This window comes from Trinickia terrae (genome assembly GCF_005144415.1).
Classification (GTDB): Bacteria; Pseudomonadota; Gammaproteobacteria; order Burkholderiales; family Burkholderiaceae; genus Trinickia_A; species Trinickia_A terrae.
Map to the genome: position 1 here is coordinate 81,545 of NZ_SWJE01000016.1, position 16,485 is coordinate 98,029.

Annotated in this window: 16 protein-coding genes; 9 read left to right on the forward strand and 7 right to left on the reverse strand. The window is 65.9% G+C overall.

Features of this window, described 5'->3' with window-relative positions; translation table 11 throughout:
• The first annotated feature begins 169 nt into the window (after positions 1-169).
• Both rraA and FAZ69_RS26690 read left to right on the forward strand, forming a co-directional pair.
• A complete protein-coding gene (gene rraA / locus FAZ69_RS26685) occupies positions 170-664 on the forward strand; it encodes a ribonuclease E activity regulator RraA (RefSeq protein ID WP_136898093.1) in 495 nt (164 codons plus the stop codon).
• An 18-nt stretch (positions 665-682) separates the two neighbouring features.
• Positions 683-1,123, forward strand: a complete 441-nt coding sequence (locus tag FAZ69_RS26690; protein ID WP_136898094.1) for a gamma-glutamylcyclotransferase family protein — start codon at positions 683-685, stop codon at positions 1,121-1,123.
• Between the two features lie 122 nt (positions 1,124-1,245).
• On the opposite strand, the gene aceB is transcribed toward FAZ69_RS26690, so the two are convergent.
• Entirely contained in the window at positions 1,246-2,838 is a 1,593-nt protein-coding gene (gene aceB / locus FAZ69_RS26695) for a malate synthase A (RefSeq protein WP_136898095.1), read from the reverse strand.
• Between the two features lie 77 nt (positions 2,839-2,915).
• Positions 2,916-3,686, reverse strand: a complete 771-nt coding sequence (locus FAZ69_RS26700; RefSeq protein ID WP_136898096.1) for a haloacid dehalogenase type II — start codon at positions 3,684-3,686, stop codon at positions 2,916-2,918.
• Between the two features lie 157 nt (positions 3,687-3,843).
• Between FAZ69_RS26700 and FAZ69_RS26705 the strand changes: the two genes are divergently transcribed.
• Positions 3,844-4,746 (forward strand): LysR family transcriptional regulator, encoded by a 903-nt coding sequence (locus tag FAZ69_RS26705; RefSeq protein WP_136898097.1) that lies wholly within the window; start codon positions 3,844-3,846, stop codon positions 4,744-4,746.
• A gap of 255 nt (positions 4,747-5,001) precedes the next feature.
• Positions 5,002-5,436 carry a universal stress protein gene (locus tag FAZ69_RS26710; RefSeq protein WP_136898098.1) on the forward strand — a complete coding sequence of 145 codons (435 nt, stop codon included), beginning with the start codon at positions 5,002-5,004 and terminating at the stop codon, positions 5,434-5,436.
• A gap of 109 nt (positions 5,437-5,545) precedes the next feature.
• Here FAZ69_RS26710 and aceA read toward each other — a convergent pair whose 3' ends face one another.
• The 3 genes from aceA to FAZ69_RS26725 form a co-directional block, all read right to left on the reverse strand.
• A complete protein-coding gene (gene aceA / locus FAZ69_RS26715) occupies positions 5,546-6,853 on the reverse strand; it encodes an isocitrate lyase (RefSeq protein ID WP_136898099.1) in 1,308 nt (435 codons plus the stop codon).
• Between the two features lie 394 nt (positions 6,854-7,247).
• Positions 7,248-8,819, reverse strand: coding sequence for a DEAD/DEAH box helicase (locus FAZ69_RS26720; protein WP_136898100.1), 1,572 nt, complete (start codon positions 8,817-8,819; stop codon positions 7,248-7,250).
• Positions 8,820-9,225: 406 nt separating this feature from the next.
• A complete protein-coding gene (locus FAZ69_RS26725; RefSeq protein WP_136898101.1) occupies positions 9,226-9,495 on the reverse strand; it encodes an acyl-CoA-binding protein in 270 nt (89 codons plus the stop codon).
• A gap of 195 nt (positions 9,496-9,690) precedes the next feature.
• Here FAZ69_RS26725 and tsaB point away from each other — a divergent pair, with 195 nt between their 5' ends.
• Genes tsaB through FAZ69_RS26745 form a run of 4 tightly spaced genes read left to right on the forward strand, consistent with a single transcriptional unit; the run spans position 9,691 to position 12,953 of the window.
• Positions 9,691-10,461: a tRNA (adenosine(37)-N6)-threonylcarbamoyltransferase complex dimerization subunit type 1 TsaB gene (tsaB, locus tag FAZ69_RS26730; RefSeq protein WP_136898140.1), complete on the forward strand. Its 771-nt coding sequence runs from the start codon at positions 9,691-9,693 to the stop codon at positions 10,459-10,461.
• The gene (gene rimI, locus FAZ69_RS26735) at positions 10,458-10,952 is read left to right on the forward strand and encodes a ribosomal protein S18-alanine N-acetyltransferase (RefSeq protein ID WP_136898102.1); all 495 of its coding nucleotides are present in this window, start codon (positions 10,458-10,460) and stop codon (positions 10,950-10,952) included. Before tsaB ends, rimI begins: the two co-directional genes overlap by 4 nt.
• Positions 10,939-11,961 (forward strand): uracil-DNA glycosylase, encoded by a 1,023-nt coding sequence (locus FAZ69_RS26740; RefSeq protein ID WP_136898103.1) that lies wholly within the window; start codon positions 10,939-10,941, stop codon positions 11,959-11,961. Before rimI ends, FAZ69_RS26740 begins: the two co-directional genes overlap by 14 nt.
• Positions 11,958-12,953 (forward strand): DUF1853 family protein, encoded by a 996-nt coding sequence (locus FAZ69_RS26745; RefSeq protein WP_136898104.1) that lies wholly within the window; start codon positions 11,958-11,960, stop codon positions 12,951-12,953. Before FAZ69_RS26740 ends, FAZ69_RS26745 begins: the two co-directional genes overlap by 4 nt.
• Position 12,954: 1 nt before the next feature.
• Here FAZ69_RS26745 and thiD read toward each other — a convergent pair whose 3' ends face one another.
• Together thiD and lplT are read right to left on the reverse strand one after the other, a co-directional pair.
• Positions 12,955-13,761, reverse strand: a complete 807-nt coding sequence (gene thiD, locus FAZ69_RS26750) for a bifunctional hydroxymethylpyrimidine kinase/phosphomethylpyrimidine kinase (RefSeq protein ID WP_136898105.1) — start codon at positions 13,759-13,761, stop codon at positions 12,955-12,957.
• Positions 13,762-13,855: 94 nt separating this feature from the next.
• A complete protein-coding gene (gene lplT / locus FAZ69_RS26755; RefSeq protein WP_136898106.1) occupies positions 13,856-15,163 on the reverse strand; it encodes a lysophospholipid transporter LplT in 1,308 nt (435 codons plus the stop codon).
• Positions 15,164-15,380: 217 nt separating this feature from the next.
• Between lplT and alr the strand changes: the two genes are divergently transcribed.
• Complete coding sequence (gene alr, locus FAZ69_RS26760) at positions 15,381-16,451, forward strand: alanine racemase (protein ID WP_136898107.1); 1,071 nt, start codon at positions 15,381-15,383, stop codon at positions 16,449-16,451.
• Positions 16,452-16,485: the final 34 nt, after the last annotated feature.

Genomic DNA, 16,485 nt, shown 5'->3' on the forward strand with positions numbered 1-16,485 from the left:
GGTTCGAACGTCTACTGGCACGGCTATTGTAGGTGGATTGCCTCGACGATGCGGCAAGCCGGCGTATAGGCGAGACTCGTGCGTAAATCGGCGCGGCATCTGCCCAAGGCGGCGAGGCGCCGGGGCATAATAATGCGGGTCGATGCAGTCGATTCCACCGGAGGGGCCGATGACGTTTGCCACAACCGATCTTTGCGATGCGCACGAGGACCGGATCGCGGCGGGCGCGCTGCGCGTGCTCGACCCGGTGTTTCACGCGTTCGGCCGCGCACAGGCTTTCGGCGGCCGGGCGGTCACGTTGAAATTGTTCGAAGACAATTCGCTGGTGCGCTCGACGCTCGAGCAGCCGGGGCAGGGGCGCGTGCTCGTCGTCGATGGCGGCGGGAGCCTGCGTTGCGCGCTCGTCGGCGGCAACCTCGCGCAGATCGGCGCGAACAACGGTTGGGCCGGCATCGTGGTCTACGGTTGCGTGCGCGATACGTTGGAGCTGAACGAGAGCGACATCGGCATTCGCGCGCTTGCGGCGCATCCGCAGCGCAGCCAGAAGCGCGGCGCCGGCGAGCGCGATGTCCCGGTGCGGCTGCCGGGCTCGATCGTGCGGCCCGGAGATTGGGTGTATGCGGATATCGACGGCGTGCTGGTCAGCGACGCGCCGCTCACTTGAACGGAGGGACGACAGGCAATGCAATACGTTTTCGTGTACGGCACGCTGCGCGCGGGCGAGATCAACGACATCGGACGGGCGGCCGCGCGGCACGGCATCGCCGAGCCGCGTTTCATCGGCGCCGCCGCGGTGAGTGGACAGCTTTACGACTTCGGTAACTATCCTGGCTTGGTTCCCTACGAGGTCGCGGCATCGGTGCGCGGGGACGTCTATCAGATCGACTCAGCGCTAGTCCCCGTGCTCGACGAGATCGAAGAGGTGTATCCGGGCGTCGAGGGGCTCTTCAGGGCGCGGCAGGCGATGGTTGCCGTCGATGGCCGCGAATACGCATGTCTGTTCTATCCGGTCGCGCCCGGAGCGGCCGCCGGCCGGCTGCGCATCGAATCGGGCGATTGGGTCGAGTACCGGATCGCGCGCGACGCGTTGGCGTCGGTCGAAGAACGCAAATACGGCAGCTAGTGCAAAAAACAAAAGACGCCGCGAATGAGCGGCGCCTTTGAACGTCGGCGTGCCTATACAGACACCCTGACGCGCAAGCGAAGCGAGGCGGGACGCTCGAAAACCCGCGCCCCGGCCCGCGATCAGATTTCCTCGTAGAGCGGCAACGTCAGGAATTCCGTGAAGTGTTCCGACGTCGACATCTTCTCGAAGATCACCGCCGCGCGCTCATACGGCGTGGTATCGCCGCCGACGGCCTTTTTCACGTTTTCCAGCTCCAGCTTGGTCAGCTCGCTCACGAGCTCGGCGGTGACCTTGCGGCCGTCCGCGAGCGTGCCCTTCGGCGAGCGGATCCACTGCCACACTTGCGAGCGCGAGATTTCCGCCGTGGCCGCGTCTTCCATCAGGTTATGGATCGGCACGCAGCCATTGCCCGCGAGCCATGAGCCGAGGTAGTGAATCCCGACGTTGATGTTGTTGCGCAGGCCTGCCTCGGTGATCGGCGCTTCCGGGCGGAAGTCGAGCAGGTCCTTGGCCGCCGGCTGCACGTCGTCGCGCTGCTTGCCGATCTGGTTCGGCTTGTCGCCGAGCACTTTGACGAACTCTTCCATTGCGATCGGCACGAGGCCCGGGTGCGCGACCCAGCCGCCGTCGTAGCCGTCGCCCGCATCGCGCGCCTTGTCGGAGCGCACGCCGGCCATCGCCTTTTCGTTGGCCTGCTCGTCGCTCTTGATCGGAATCAGCGCGCTCATGCCGCCGATCGCCGGCGCATTGCGCTTGTGGCAGGTCTTCAGGAGCAAGAGCGCATAGGCGCGCATGAACGGCACCGTCATCGTGATCTGCGAGCGGTCGGCGAGGCAGAAGTCCTTGTCGTTCTTGAACTTCTTGATCGCCGAGAAGATGTAGTCCCAGCGGCCCGCGTTGAGGCCCGAGCTGTGCTCGCGCAGCTCGTACAGGATCTCGTCCATCTCGAACGCGGCGACGATCGTCTCGATCAGCACCGTCGCGCGGATCGTGCCGCGCGGGACGCCGATTGCTTCCTGCGCCATCACGAAGGTGTCGTTCCACAGGCGCGCCTCGACGTGGCTTTCCATCTTCGGCAGATAGAAGTACGGCCCGGTGCCGCGCGCGAGCTGTTCCTTCGCGTTGTGGAAGAGGAAGAGGGCGAAGTCGAAGATGCCGCCCGACACGCGCTGGCCGTCGACCGTCACGTGCTTCTCGTCGAGGTGCCAGCCGCGCGGACGCACGATCAGCGTGGCGATCTTGTCGTTGAGCTGGTACGACTTGCCGTTCTGCTCGAGCGAGATCGTGCGGCGCACGGCGTCCTTGAGGTTCAGCTGGCCGGTGATCTGGTTGTCCCAGTTCGGCGTGTTCGAATCCTCGAAGTCGGTCATGTAGGAATCCGCACCCGAGTTCAGCGCGTTGATGATCATCTTGCGCTCGACCGGGCCCGTGATTTCCACGCGGCGGCATTCGAGATCCTTCGGCAGCGGCGCGATCTTCCAGTCTCCGTCGCGGATCGCCTGCGTCTCCTTGAGGAAATCGGGACGCTCGCCGGCATCCAGCCGCTTGGTGCGCTCGGCGCGCACCTTCAGCAGATCCTGGCGGCGCGGCTCGAACGCGCGGTGCAGCTTGGCGACGAGTTCGAGCGCCTCGCGCGTCAGGATCGTTTCAAAGCCCGGCAGGATCGCACCGGTGATTTCCATGCCTTGCGGCAACGACAGCGTGTTGGCCATGGGATTCTCCTTGGTCGGTCAGATGGCAAAGTACTGATAAAAATTGCGTATAAGGCTCGCTTCGAGTCTTCGATCACTCAACTGCCAGGGCTGTGGCGGCTGCGATCGGGACGCTTGTCGGGCGGTGCAAGGTTTTCGATGAATTCGAGCAGGTCGGCCATGCCGCCGCCCGTGCCGTGGGGGATCACGCCCAGTTCCTCGGCGGGCGCGCCCGCGCGATTGATCCAGAAAGTCGTGTAGCCGAACCAGCCCGCGCCGGCGGCGTCCCAGCCGTTCGACGACACGAAGACAATTTCGCGCGCTGTCGCGCCGAATGCCTCGGTGCCGAGCGCGTATGCGGCCGGGGCCGGCTTGTAGGCGCGCACTGCGTCGACCGACAGCACGCGATCGAAGAGCCCCGTCATGCCGGCGCTCTTCACGGCGATGTCGAGCATCTGCGGATTGCCGTTGGACAGGATCGCGAGCCGGAGGTGTCCAGAGGCGCCGGAGCGCATCTCGCGCAGTCGGCGCAACGCAGGCACGGCATCGGGATACGCGGACAGGCACGCGTATTCGTCCATCAGGCGCTTCTCGCCCGCGGTGTTCAGCGTGAGCCCGAGCTTGCGCGCGGCGTAGCGCAGCGCGTCGAGCGTGATGTTCCAGAACGGCTGGTAGCGCGCGCCGGCCGGATCGGACAGCGTGCGCAACTGCGTGTATTCGATTTGCTTTTGCCGCCAGAGCTGCGAGAGCGCGTCGCCGTGGCCGGGAAACATCTGCTCCGCCGCAGCGACGACCGAATGCACGTCGAACAGCGTGCCGTAGGCGTCGAAAATCACTGCTTTGGGGAAGAGTGTCGTTGTGGCCGACATAGCCGTGCGCTCCTGTCAGAGGTCGAGATGAATTGTATTAGTGATCGCCTTCGCTTAAAAAGAGCGGAACGATCACTTGATCTTTTACTTTTACCAACCTAATCTGGCCGTCGGCATTGTTATGCAACCCTTTTTTCGGCCGCCGCAGCCTCCGCCCATGCCTCGTTTCAAGCAGATCGAAACCTTCGTTGCCGTTGCCGCCAAGGGTAGTCTTTCCGCCGCCGCGCAGGCCGAAGGCGTGGCGCCCGCGATCATCGGCCGTCGGCTCGACGCGCTCGAGGAGCGGCTCGGCGTCAAGCTCTTCGTGCGCACCACGCGCAAGCTCACGCTGACCTTCGAAGGCTCGGCGTTCCTCGAAGACTGCCAGCGCATCATCCACGACATGCAGAACGCCGAGGCGAGCGTGTCGGCGGGTGGCGTGAAGGCGAGCGGCCATCTGCGCGTGTCGGCGCCGGCCGGGTTCGGGCGCAAGCACGTCGCGCCGCTCGTGCCGGCGTTCGCGCTCGCGCATCCGGATGTGTCGATCACGCTCGATTTGTCCGACCGGATGGTCGATCTCGTCAACGAGGGCTTCGACTGCGCGGTGCGGCTCGGCGAGTTGCCGGATTCGTCGCTGGTGTCGCTGCGGCTCGGTGAAAACCGCCGCGTCTGCGTGGCATCGCCGCAGTACCTCACTCGCCGCGGCACGCCCGAGACGCTCGCCGATCTCGCGCGGCACAACTGCCTCGCGCTCGGCGCGAGCGCCAACCAGCAGCGCGGCTGGATGTTCCAGCAGGACGGCAAGGTCGTCTCGATCAAGGTGTCGGGCACGATGGAGTGCTCCGACGGCGCGGTGCTCCACGAATGGTGTCTCGAAGGACACGGCCTTGCCTGGCGCTCGTGGTGGGAAGTCGGCGCCGATATCGCGGCCGGGCGGCTCGTCAGCGTGCTCGATGCGTTCGCCGCGCCGCCGATAGGCATCCACGCGGTGTTTCCACAGCGCCGCCATCTGCCGCTCAGGGTGCGGCTCTTCCTCGATTTCCTCAAACATACGTACGAGCAGCCTGCCTACTGGAAATGACGCGTGAGGGCGTTCAGAGCGCCCCCAAACCTGCCGCTGCGCGCCAGGCCCCCCAAGGGGGGCAAGAAACCTTGGGGGCGGCCCGGCGGTTTCTTGAGAGGCCACGGGTTTCCGATATGCGGACTGACCCGCAAACCGGCATTGAGGCGAGATTCGGCGCACTACAATCGGTTGGGAGGGCTGCGCGAACGCGCGTATGACCGCGGGCGCAACCGCGCGAGCCGATAGCGAGGACAGCCGACGACGGAGAGCGCCATGTTCAAGCACATCCTGGTCCCGACCGATGGTTCCGAACTGTCGCAAAAGGCCATCGACGGCGCGATCGACCTCGCGCAGACAGTCGGCGCGCGAATCACCGCCTATGCGTGTCTGCCGCAATATCCGTACTCGCCGTTTTCCGAGGTCGTGATCGAGCCGCCTGCCGATTTCCAGGAGCGCAGCGAGCGCGAAGCGCGCGAGCACCTGCAGGACGTCGAGGAGGCGGCGCGCCGCGCCGGGGTGAACTGTGACAGCCAGACGAGCGTGCATCCGTCGCCTTACCTCGGGATCATCGAGGCGGCGGAGCAGGGCGGTTGCGACGTGATCTTCATGGCGTCGCACGGACGGCGCGGGCTCGGCAGCCTGTTGATCGGCAGTGAGACGCAGCGCGTGCTGACCCATACAAAAATCCCGGTGATCGTGTATCGCTGACAAGGGAACAGCCGGATCGAAAAGAAGCGCGCCGGCTGGTGAGCCGGCGCGTTCCTTTTTCTCCTCCCCACTGCCGGTGCGGCCGCCGCCCACGTGCGAGCTTCTGCCGTTACGCGACCTTCTTGCTGTCGAAGAACTGCTCGTCTTCGGTCGAGCCGTGCAGTGCGGTCGTCGAGGCTTCGCGCTCGACCGTCTGCGTCACCGCGTCGAAGTAGCCCGTGCCGACTTCGCGCTGGTGCTTCACGGCTGTGAAGCCCTTTTCGGCCGCTGCGAATTCCGCCTGCTGCAGTTCGACGAAGGCGCTCATCTGCGAGCGGGCGTAGCCGTGCGCGAGGTTGAACATCGAGTAGTTCAGCGCGTGGAAGCCGGCCAGCGTGATGAACTGGAACTTGTAGCCCATCGCGCCGAGCTCCTTCTGGAACTTGGCGATCGTCGCGTCGTCGAGGTTCTTCTTCCAGTTGAACGACGGCGAGCAGTTGTACGAGAGCAGCTTGCCCGGGAACTGCTTGTGGATTGCCTCGGCGAATTTCTTCGCGTACTCGAGATCCGGCTTACCGGTTTCGCACCAGATCAGGTCCGCGTACGGGGCGTAGGCCAGGCCTCGCGACACCGCCTGCTCGAGGCCCGGCTTCGTGCGGAAGAAGCCTTCGACCGTGCGCTCGCCGGTCAGGAACGGCTTGTCGTTGTCGTCGATATCGGAGGTGACGAGGTCGGCCGCTTCGGCGTCGGTGCGGGCGATCAGCACGGTCGGCACGCCCATCACGTCGGCGGCGAGGCGCGCGGCGGTCAGCTTGGCGACGTTCTCGCGCGTCGGCACCAGCACCTTGCCGCCCATGTGGCCGCACTTCTTCACCGAGGCGAGCTGGTCTTCGAAGTGCACGCCCGATGCGCCGGCTTCGATCATCGCCTTCATCAGCTCGAACGCGTTGAGCACGCCACCGAAGCCGGCTTCGGCATCGGCCACGATCGGCGCGAAGAAGTCGACATAGCCTTCGTCGCCGGGGTTCTTGCCTTCGGACCACTGGATCTGGTCGGCGCGCGTCAGCGTGTTGTTGATGCGCTTCACGACGAGCGGCACCGAGTTCGCCGGATACAGCGACTGGTCCGGGTACATTTCGCCGGCGACGTTCGCGTCACCCGCCACCTGCCAGCCCGACAGGTAGATCGCCTTCAGGCCGGCCTTCACCTGCTGCATCGCCTGGTTGCCGGTCAGCGCGCCGAGTGCGTTGACGAACGGCTCGCTGTTGACCGAGGCCCAGAGCTTTTCGGCGCCATGCTTGGCGATCGTGTGCTCGACTTGCAGCGAGCCGCGCAGGCGCACCACGTCGTCGGCGGTGTAGCCGCGCTTGATCCCCTTCCAGCGCGGATCGGTTTCCCATTGCTGATGAAGTTGCTGTGCTTGTTGTTGACGTGACATGGTGAGCTCCTTGGTTTGCCCTGGATGTGAATCGTCGGAAAGCTACTTGCAGCGAAACGTGGCGGAGAGCGCTTTGTTTCGTGAGGTCTTATATAAGAGTCTAGGGAAAGCCGAGGAGACGACATAGTGGTGAGCTAGACTTTGTCCGATATTTTTATGTGATTAAAATCAATGTGTTAATTAGATGATTTCGCAATGAGAAACGGTGTTTTCTATCTTGCAATGAGGGTGGTTGTGCCACGCAACATGATTTTTTACGACGCAAAAAAATTTTTCATATCGTGAAATATCGGGCTGGACGAAAAAAAACCGGTGCGCGAACACCGGTTTTCCTCAGACAGAGCCGAATCGACGAGACGAACGCCTTATCGATTCGCGCTGCGGGCTGGCTCGATCAGCTGCCGCGGCGTGCACCGCGCGGGCTGTCGCTGCGGCGTGCGCCGTAGCCGTCGCGCGAGCCGCCATAGCCGCCTTCGCGCGAGCCGCCCGACGGCTTGCCGCTCCAGCCGTTGCCGCTGCCGCTGCGCGAGCCGCCGTTGCCCGGCTTGCCGCCGCCATTACTGCCGCCGTTGCCACCGAAGCGCCGGCCGCTGCCGCTGGCCGGACGGCCGCGGCCGCCACCGAAACCGCCGCGGCCATTCGCGGGCGGCGCCTTGCGCGGCTCGAAGCCTTCGATCACGTTGACCGGCAGCGGCGAGCGCACGAAGCGCTCGATGCGCTTCAACGCACCTTGCTCGGCGTGATGCACGAGGCTCACGGCGATGCCCGAGCGTCCCGCGCGGCCGGTGCGGCCGATGCGGTGCACGTAGTCCTCGGCGAACTTCGGCAGGTCGTAGTTGAAGACGTGCGTGATGCCGGGAATGTCGATGCCGCGCGCGGCGACGTCGGTCGCCACGAGCACGCGCACGCGGCGCTCGCGCAGCGCGCGGATCGTGCGGTTGCGCGCGCCTTGCGGCAGGTCGCCGTGCAGCGCGGCCGATTCGAAGCCCGCGTCGGCGAGCTTGCCGGCGAGCTGGTCGGCATCGCTCTTGGTCGCCGTGAACACGATCGCCTGGTCGAGGCCAGCGTCGCGCAGCAGGTGGTCGAGCAGGCGGTCCTTGTGGTCGCGGTCGTCGACGTAGTGCACGGTCTGCGCGATGTTCGTGCGCGCCTCCAGGCGCTGCTGGATCTCGATGCGCTCGGGGTCCTTCAGCAGGCGGTTCGTGAGCGAGCCGATCTTGCCGTCGAGCGTCGCGGAGAACAGCATCGTCTGGCGCGTGGCGGGCGTCGCGGCGACGATCGTCTCGATGTCGTCGATGAAGCCCATGTCGAGCATGCGGTCGGCTTCGTCGAGCACGAGCATCTGCAGCTGCGACAGGTCGATGCGGCCGCGCTCGAGGTGGTCGAGCAGACGCCCCGGCGTCGCGACGAGAATTTCGGGGTTCTTGGCAAGCAGCATCAGCTGCTGGCCGTAGGCCACGCCGCCGAGGATGCTGACCGTGCGCAGGCGGCTCAGGTGCTTGCCGTAGGTGGAGGCGGCCGTCGTCACCTGCATCGCGAGCTCGCGGGTCGGCGTGAGGACGAGGAGGCCCGGGCGCGCGACCGGCTGAGGGCGGCGCGCACGGCGCTCGCCTTGGGGCTCGCGCGGTTCACGCGGCTGCGAGGCCTGCGCCTTTTGCATCTGCGCGAAACGCTCGATCGCGGGCAGCATGAAGGCTGCGGTCTTGCCGGAGCCCGTCGGGCTCGAAACGAGAAGGTCGCGGCCGGCGATGCCGGCGGGAATCGCGCGCTGCTGGACAGGCGTCGGCGCGGCGTAGCCGGCGGCGGTCAACGCAGAGCAGATTTCCGGCGAGAGGCCGAGCGACGCGAACGTCGGTCCGGCGGGCGCAGCGGTATCGGCGGCAGGGGCTTGCGTGGCTTGGGCATCCAGACCGAAGACCTGATCGGCAAGGGTGTTCAACGGGCTGGAGGTATTGCTCGAAGTCATGAGAATCCTTGAAACAGGGATAGGAACGTCGGCGCCAATCGGCATTACCCAAGTCGTCGGATTCAGCGAGCTTTACGCGCCGCGAGCAAATCGAAAAACGGGGGCAGCCCGCGACAATGAAGGCGAGCTTTCGTTAGAAGCTGTATCGGGTGCGGAACGCCGGGAGGGCACGCCGCGAAGCCTGGTACGAGTCGGCCCGGAGGGCCTAGGCAGGTGGGGACAGGTTCTAAACTGGATTGGAGCAAAACGCTACGAGTCGCCGCATGACAGTCTTAAAACTAGACCCGTCATTGAAGCGCAGGCCGCATTATAAGGGGTTTTGCTGCGCCGCGCCACTGGTTTGAGACTTGTCCTATGCGCGTAGGAGTGCGGATGGGACAAGCGTCGAAGCTGGCGCAACGACATCTTAGCTTGCTGCACCGGTTTTCAGCGACTCGACCAGCTCCGTGTATTGCTGCTTGGCGATGTCCTGCGCGGTGCCTTTGAGCGACGCCCACGCGTCGTATTTGTACTTGCCGACGATGTCGGCGAAGCCCGGCTTGTCGCCGTGCACGTCGCCTTCGGTCGCTTGCTTGAAGAGGGCGTACAAGCGCAGGAGCGTCATGTTGCCCGGCTTCTCGGGCAGTTCCTTGACGTCCGATTGGGCTTGTGCGAAGCGTGAGTCGATGTCGCTCATGAGGTCTCCTTGGCAGTAGGCGGGATAGAGGCGGCAGATCATATCAAGCGGGCTCGCGCTCTGGCTTGAGCGATCCTTCCAAACAGGCTGGACCGTGCCGGCGAGCGTTCCCGGTGCTGCGCGGCCGCTCTCCGCGATTGCCCGGTGCGCGTCGGCCGAACGGACGAGGTTCGGCTGACGAGGCGCCGCATTACAATATCGGCCATGACCCGAACTGTGCTGCTTGCTCTCGATACGTCGACCGAATATTGCTCGGTCGCGCTGTTGTGTTCCGATTCGTCCGCCGATGCCGCGGCCGCGCCACCTCGCACCTGGGTGCGCCATGAAGAGACGGGGGCGGTGTCGAGCACGCGCGTGCTGCCCGCCGTGCGCGAATTATTCGCCGAAGCCGGGCTCGCGCTCGCCGACTGCAACGCCATCGCATTCGGCTCCGGCCCTGGCTCGTTCACCGGTCTGCGGACCGCGACAGGCGTCGCGCAGGGGCTTGCGTTCGGCCTCGATGTGCCGGTCGTGCCGATCGGCACGCTGCTCGCGTGTGCGGAAAGTGCGCGCCTCAATCGGCCGTCGGTGACGCGCGTGCTCGCGGCGCTCGATGCGCGGATGGATGAAGTCTATTGGGCCGACTATGCGTGGGATGACGCGGCGCGCGAGTGGTGCGCAGTGGCGCCGCCGTCCCTCGGCACTCCGGGCGCTGTCGTCGCGCCAGACGCGCCGTTCACGCTTGCGGGCAACGCCGTGGCGGCGTTCGGCGCGAGGCTCGGTGTGGCCGCGCTGGCCGAAGCCATCGACGAAGCCGCGCTGCCGCACGCGCTGCCGGTCGCTTTCGCGGCGCTGCGGGCTTACCGCGCGGGGCACACCGTGCCGGCCGAGCTGGCCGCCCCCGACTACGTTCGCGACAAGGTCGCCCAGACCACCGCTGAGCGCCTTGCCGCGCGGGCGGCGCAAAGCGGCGAGGGCGTGCGATGAGCGGCGTGCTTCTGGCCGATCGCTATATGTCGCCGATGACCGACGCCGATCTCGACGAGGTCGTGATGATCGAGCGCGACGCCTATGAATTTCCCTGGACGCGCGGCAATTTCGAAGACTCGCTGCGCAACGGCTATTTCGGGCTGTGCATGCGGCACGTGACGGGCGCTCTGATCGGCTATTGCGTGCTGATGCCGGTCGTCGACGAGATGCATCTGCTGAATCTGTGCGTCGCGCCGCGGGCACAGGGCGCGGGCGCCGGTCTTACCCTGCTGCGCGAGGCGGCGCGCATCACGCAGCAGGAGAGGCTTTCGGGTCTGCTGCTCGAAGTGCGTCCGTCGAACCTGCGTGCGATCCACCTCTACGAGCGCTTCGGCTTCGTTTCGATCGGCCGGCGCAAGAATTACTATCCGGCGCGGCATCGCAGCCGGGAGGACGCCATCGTCATGCGTTTCTCGTTTGCCAAGGAGGGCGCGTATGGCGCTGCATGAATCCGCGCTGGAAGAACTGGGGCTTGCGCCGATGTGGGTGCGGCGAGGCATCGCTGCCGCGGTGAGCGGCGAGGCTGCATCTGCCGTCGCTGCTGCGGACGAGGTTGAGGTTGCTGCCGAGCCGGTCGAAATGGCTGCGCCGGATTCAAGCCCTGCTGTGCGCGCTGGGGCGGAGCCGGTACCGGCGAGCGGGGCGAAGCGGCCTGCCGATCAGCCGGATTTCGCTGCTGCTGCGCCGCAAGCCAAGCGCGAACTGGCTGCGAAAGAGCCGTTCGTCGACGCACCGCAGGCAGCGGCCTTTGGAGGCGACGAGCCGCCGCCGCTCACCGAAGACGACTTCCCCTGGCTCGACGCCGAACTGGTGCCCGCGTTCGAGCCCGCGGGGCGGGCCGAGTCCGGCGGGCTGCCCCCGGTGCATGGCCTCGATTGGGATGCGCTCGCGGCGCGCGTCGCAAGCTGCGAACGGTGCCGTTTGTGCGAAAAGCGCACGAATACGGTATTCGGCGTGGGCGACCAGAACGCCGACTGGATGCTGATCGGCGAAGCGCCCGGCGAGAACGAAGACAAGCAAGGCGAGCCGTTCGTCGGGCAGGCGGGCAAGCTGCTCGACAACATGCTGCGCTCGCTCGCGCTTGCGCGCGGCACGAACGTCTATATCGCGAACGTCATCAAATGCCGGCCACCGGGCAACCGCAATCCCGAACCCGACGAGGTCGCTCGCTGCGAGCCGTATTTGCAGCGCCAGGTAGCGCTCGTCAAGCCGAAGCTGATCATCGCGCTCGGTCGGTTCGCGGCGCAGAGCCTGCTGAAGACGGACGCCAGCATCTCGTCGCTGCGCGGCCGCGTGCATCAATACGAGGGTGTGCCGGTGATCGTCACGTATCACCCGGCGTACCTGTTGCGCAGCTTGCCCGACAAGTCGAAGGCTTGGGCGGACCTGTGTCTTGCGCGCGATACCTATCGGCGCGCCGGCGGGCAGGCCGCCGACGACGCACAGGCGCAAAAATGAAAGCGCTCGAGCCGGCCGCCAACGCTGCTGCCGCGCTCGGCGCGCTGCTCGATTCGCTTGTCGATCCCGCCGTGCGGGATCTTGCATGGCTGCTCTTCAGTCCGGACTTGTTGCGGGCGCAACCACCCGCGGGCATGTTGGCGAGCCCGTTCGAATCGGCCGGCGAGGCATCGTCGACGGTCGCGTGGCTGCTGCACCTGGACCAGGACGCCCGCGACTTGCACGAGAATCTGGCAGTGGCCCATGTGACGCGGCTTGGCCGCTATGCCGAATGCCTGCTCGGCTATTTCCTCCGGTACGGGCCAGCCGCGCGGCTGGTCGCCGCCAATGTCGCGTTGCGCCGCGCAGGACGCACGATCGGCGAATGCGACTTTCTGGTCGAGACGGCGGGCGGCAGGCGCCTGCATTGGGAGCTGGCCGTCAAGTGCTATTTGCGCGCGGGCGGTGCGAGCGTGTCGATGGCGGACTACGTCGGGCCGAATCTGCAGGATCGCTTCGATCTCAAGTTCACGCATTTGCTCGACCATCAGCTGCCGCTGAGCGCACGTGAGGAATTCGCATCGCTGGGGCACGAAGGGCCGTGGGACGCGCAAATGTTCGTCAAGGGCTGGCTGTTCTACCGCTGGTGCGACGAGGCCCAGGTGTCCGAGGCGGTATTGCCGATACCCGCTGAGATCCATCCGGCGCATGCGCGTGGCTGGTGGCTCGCGCGCGAGGATTTTCCGCGCGTCGCGGCCGGCCATGCGCAAGCGTGGGCTGTGCTGCCGCGCCTCGCGTGGCTCGCACCGCGGCACAGGGTGCCCGTCGACTGCGCTACCGCAGGCCACCTGCTGGGTTCGGATGCGCTCGTCGAGCAACTGGCGCAGCAAAGCGGTCCGACGATGGTGGCTGCGTTCGAGCGTGACGATGGCGCGCAATGGTTCGAGCGCTCACGCGGCTTCGTCGTGCCGAACGATTGGCCGGCGCGTGCGTTGGCGTTTGCCGGGCAGTGAGTCACCACCAGCGATAGAAGTGATGGACCGGCCCGACGCCGCTGCCCACATCGAGCCGCGTGCTTTGCTCGAGCGCTCCGGTCAGATAGGCCTTGGCATCGGTGACGGCGCTCGCGAGATCGGCACGCTGAGGGGCCAAGGCGGCAATCGCCGACGAGAGCGTGCAGCCCGTGCCGTGCGTGTTCTTGACCGGCACCCGCGGCCCGCCAAGACGCAGGGCGCCGTCGGGCTGAACGAGCCAGTCGGGGCTGTCGGCGGCCGCCAGGTGGCCGCCTTTCATCAATACGGCCGCAGCGCCAAGCCGAAGCAATGCCTCGCCCTGTTGCCGCATCGCCGCTTCGTCGGCTGCCGCGTCGACTCCCAAAAGCGCCGCGGCCTCGGGCAGGTTCGGCGTGAGCAGGCTGGCGAGCGGCAGCAGCTCGTCGCGCAGCGCAGCGACCGCATCGGGGGCGAGCAGGGCGTGATTGCTCTTCGAGAGCATCACCGTATCGAGCACCACGTGCTTCGGCCGGTATTGCCTGAGCGCCGCCGCTACCGCGCGCACGATGCCGGCATTCGCGAGCATGCCGATCTTCACGGCGTCGATGCGGATATCGCTGAAGACAGCGTCGAGCTGGGCCGCGACGAACGCTGCGTCCGGCGCGTGAATCGCGGTGACGCCGCGTGTGTTCTGCGCGGTGAGCGCGGTGATGACGCTCGCGCCATACGCGCCGAGCGCCGAGAAGGCCTTCAGGTCGGCCTGGATGCCGGCGCCGCCGCCGGAATCGGAGCCGGCGATCGTCAGCACGTTGGGAATCGTAGGTTTCATGGCGAGGATGATCATGGACGGCGCGCCCGGCCGACGCGCTCGTGCAAGCGTCCCAAGCGTCGGCGCCGCGGCCGGACGGCGGCAGGCAGGGTGCTCAGTGCCTCATTTCGCCGATCAGTGCGACGGAGTCGAAGGCGCGCTGATTGGCCTGATGGCGCCGCATCACGAGCCACATCATGAGGCAGACGAAGGTGCCGAACAGCACGATGACGGCGGCGACCGGCACGTCGAGCCAGACCAGCACCGCATACAGGCACAGCATAATGAGCACCGAGAGGTTCTCGTTGAAATTCTGTACGGCAATCGAATGTCCCGCCGACAGCAGCACGTGCCCGCGATGCTGGAGCAGCGCGTTCATCGGCACCACGAAGAAGCCCGACAACCCGCCGACGAAGATCAGGAACACGTACGCGACGAGCAGATAGCCGGGCACGTGCATGCGGCCGAAGTAGACCCCCCAGTGCGCCGGGAACAGGTCACGCGTATAGAACGCCATCAGCATCACGGCGATGCCCATCACGATGCCGACAGGCAGCACGCTGAGCGAACGCTTGAGCGGTATCCTGGCCGCGGCGATCATCGCGCCCGCAGCCACGCCGACGGCGACCACGGCCTGCAGGATGGCCCCCTCGGACAGCGACATGCCGAGCGACACCTCGGCCCATTTCAGCACGATGAACTGCAGCGTGGCGCCGGCGCCCCAGAAGAGCGTGGTGACTGCGAGCGAGATCTGGCCGAGCTTGTCGCGCCAGAGCACGAGGAAGCAATCGGCGAAATCGGTGATGAGCTTGATCGGGCCGTGCTGCTGCCGGGGATAGCGCGCGCCGGTGTCGGGAATGCGAAGGTTGAAGAGCGCCGCGATCACGTAGATGCCCATGATGAAGAGCATGGCGGCTTCGGCGGGCGTGTCGACGAACGGAATGTTGTGCTTGAGTATATGGGCGGCGATGTGCGGGCTGATCAGCGCGCCGCCGAGCACGGTGCCGAGGATGATCGAGCCGACCGTGGTGCCTTCGATCCAGCCGTTCGCGGCGACGAGGCGATCGGGCGGCAGGAGTTCCGTGAGGATGCCGTACTTGGCGGGCGAATAGGCCGCGGCGCCGAACCCGACGATGCCATAGGCAATTAACGGATGTGCGCCGCCCAGCATGACCAGGCAGCCGACCACTTTGATCGTGTTGGTCACGAACATGACGCGGCCCTTCGGGCGGGAGTCGGCGAATGCGCCGACGAAGGCGGCCAGCACGACGTACGACAGCACAAAGAACAGCTTGAGCAGCGGCGTCATCCAGTTCGGAGCGTGAAGATCTTTCAGCAGTGCGATTGCAGCGATCAGAAGGGCATTGTCGGCCAGCGACGAAAAAAACTGCGCGGCCATGATGGTGTAAAAACCTTTTTTCATCTGATGCGGTGCTGTCCTCGCTGCAGTCGTCCGCCCCGGACGCGTATGACGCGTTCGGACTTATTCCGTTCGAAATGGGTTGTGCGCACGGCTTTATATCACGAAAATAGACGTTTTCGGACTAGCGTATCCCTCGATGGTGCCCCCAGCGGGCTTCCACAGGCATTGAAAACGCACTGTAAGGTCCTGATTCGCAAGTGTCTTTACGAAAAATCTCATGCCGCGCCCTCTGCTAGCCACCATCCATACCGCTGCTCTCGCCAACAATCTCGCCGTTGTCCGCCGTTACGCACCCAATTCGAAGGTGTGGGCCGTCGTCAAGGCCAATGCCTACGGGCACGGGCTTGCGCGCGCGTTCCCGGGGCTGCGCGCCACGGACGGTTTCGGCCTTCTCGATCTCGAGGAAGCCGTGAAGCTGCGCGAGCTGGGCTGGGCGGGGCCGATCCTGCTGCTGGAAGGTTTTTTCCGGCCGACCGACATCGACGTGATCGACCGCTATAGCCTGACCACGGCAGTGCACAGCGACGAGCAGCTGCGCATGCTGGAGATGGCGCGTCTCTCGAAGCCGGTCAATATCCAGCTGAAAATGAACAGCGGCATGAACCGGCTCGGCTACGTGCCGGACAAATTCCGCGCCGCCTGGGAGCGGGCGCGCGCCTGTCCGGGCATCGGCCAGATCACGCTGATGACCCACTTCTCGGACGCCGACGGCAAGCGCGGCATCGCCTATCAGCTCGAAGCGTTCGAGCGCGGCGCGGAAGGCATTGCCGGGGCGCGCAGTCTCGCGAACTCGGCGGCGACACTCTGGCATCCGTCGTCGCACTTCGATTGGGTGCGTCCCGGCATCATCCTTTACGGCGCGTCGCCCTCGGGCGTGACCGCCGATATCGACGGCACCGGCCTGCAGCCGGCCATGACACTGACCTCGGAGCTGATCGCCGTGCAGTCGATCGCGCAAGGGGACACGGTCGGCTACGGCTCGACCTTCGCCGCGCCGGCGCCGATGCGCATCGGCGTCGTGGCCTGCGGGTACGCGGACGGCTATCCGCGCATCGCGCCGGAAGGCACGCCGGTCATCGTCGACGGAATTCGCACGCGCGTCGTCGGACGCGTGTCGATGGACATGATCACCGTCGACCTCACGCCTTGCCCGACCGCCAACATCGGTTCGCGGGTCGAGCTGTGGGGCGCGAACCTGCCGATCGACGACGTGGCCCGCGCGTGCAGCACGATCGGCTACGAGCTGATGTGCGCAGTGGCGCCGCGCGTGCCGGTGCGCGCCGAATAAGCACCGCGGCTTTCCTTCCAAAGAACAAAAAGGC

Bases quoted from the DNA above. Each gene is read 5' to 3' on its own strand.
- aceB (WP_136898095.1), bottom strand. From the start codon at position 2,838: ATGGCCAACACGCTGTCGTTGCCGCAAGGCATGGAAATCACCGGTGCG.
- FAZ69_RS26690 (WP_136898094.1), top strand. From the start codon at position 683: ATGCAATACGTTTTCGTGTACGGCACGCTGCGCGCGGGCGAGATCAAC.
- rimI (WP_136898102.1), top strand. From the start codon at position 10,458: ATGAGCGGCGTGCTTCTGGCCGATCGCTATATGTCGCCGATGACCGAC.
- FAZ69_RS26740 (WP_136898103.1), top strand. From the start codon at position 10,939: ATGGCGCTGCATGAATCCGCGCTGGAAGAACTGGGGCTTGCGCCGATG.
- FAZ69_RS26705 (WP_136898097.1), top strand. From the start codon at position 3,844: ATGCCTCGTTTCAAGCAGATCGAAACCTTCGTTGCCGTTGCCGCCAAG.
- FAZ69_RS26700 (WP_136898096.1), bottom strand. From the start codon at position 3,686: ATGTCGGCCACAACGACACTCTTCCCCAAAGCAGTGATTTTCGACGCC.
- lplT (WP_136898106.1), bottom strand. From the start codon at position 15,163: ATGAAAAAAGGTTTTTACACCATCATGGCCGCGCAGTTTTTTTCGTCG.
- aceA (WP_136898099.1), bottom strand. From the start codon at position 6,853: ATGTCACGTCAACAACAAGCACAGCAACTTCATCAGCAATGGGAAACC.
- alr (WP_136898107.1), top strand. From the start codon at position 15,381: ATGCCGCGCCCTCTGCTAGCCACCATCCATACCGCTGCTCTCGCCAAC.
- FAZ69_RS26745 (WP_136898104.1), top strand. From the start codon at position 11,958: ATGAAAGCGCTCGAGCCGGCCGCCAACGCTGCTGCCGCGCTCGGCGCG.
- FAZ69_RS26710 (WP_136898098.1), top strand. From the start codon at position 5,002: ATGTTCAAGCACATCCTGGTCCCGACCGATGGTTCCGAACTGTCGCAA.
- rraA (WP_136898093.1), top strand. From the start codon at position 170: ATGACGTTTGCCACAACCGATCTTTGCGATGCGCACGAGGACCGGATC.
- FAZ69_RS26725 (WP_136898101.1), bottom strand. From the start codon at position 9,495: ATGAGCGACATCGACTCACGCTTCGCACAAGCCCAATCGGACGTCAAG.
- thiD (WP_136898105.1), bottom strand. From the start codon at position 13,761: ATGAAACCTACGATTCCCAACGTGCTGACGATCGCCGGCTCCGATTCC.
- FAZ69_RS26720 (WP_136898100.1), bottom strand. From the start codon at position 8,819: ATGACTTCGAGCAATACCTCCAGCCCGTTGAACACCCTTGCCGATCAG.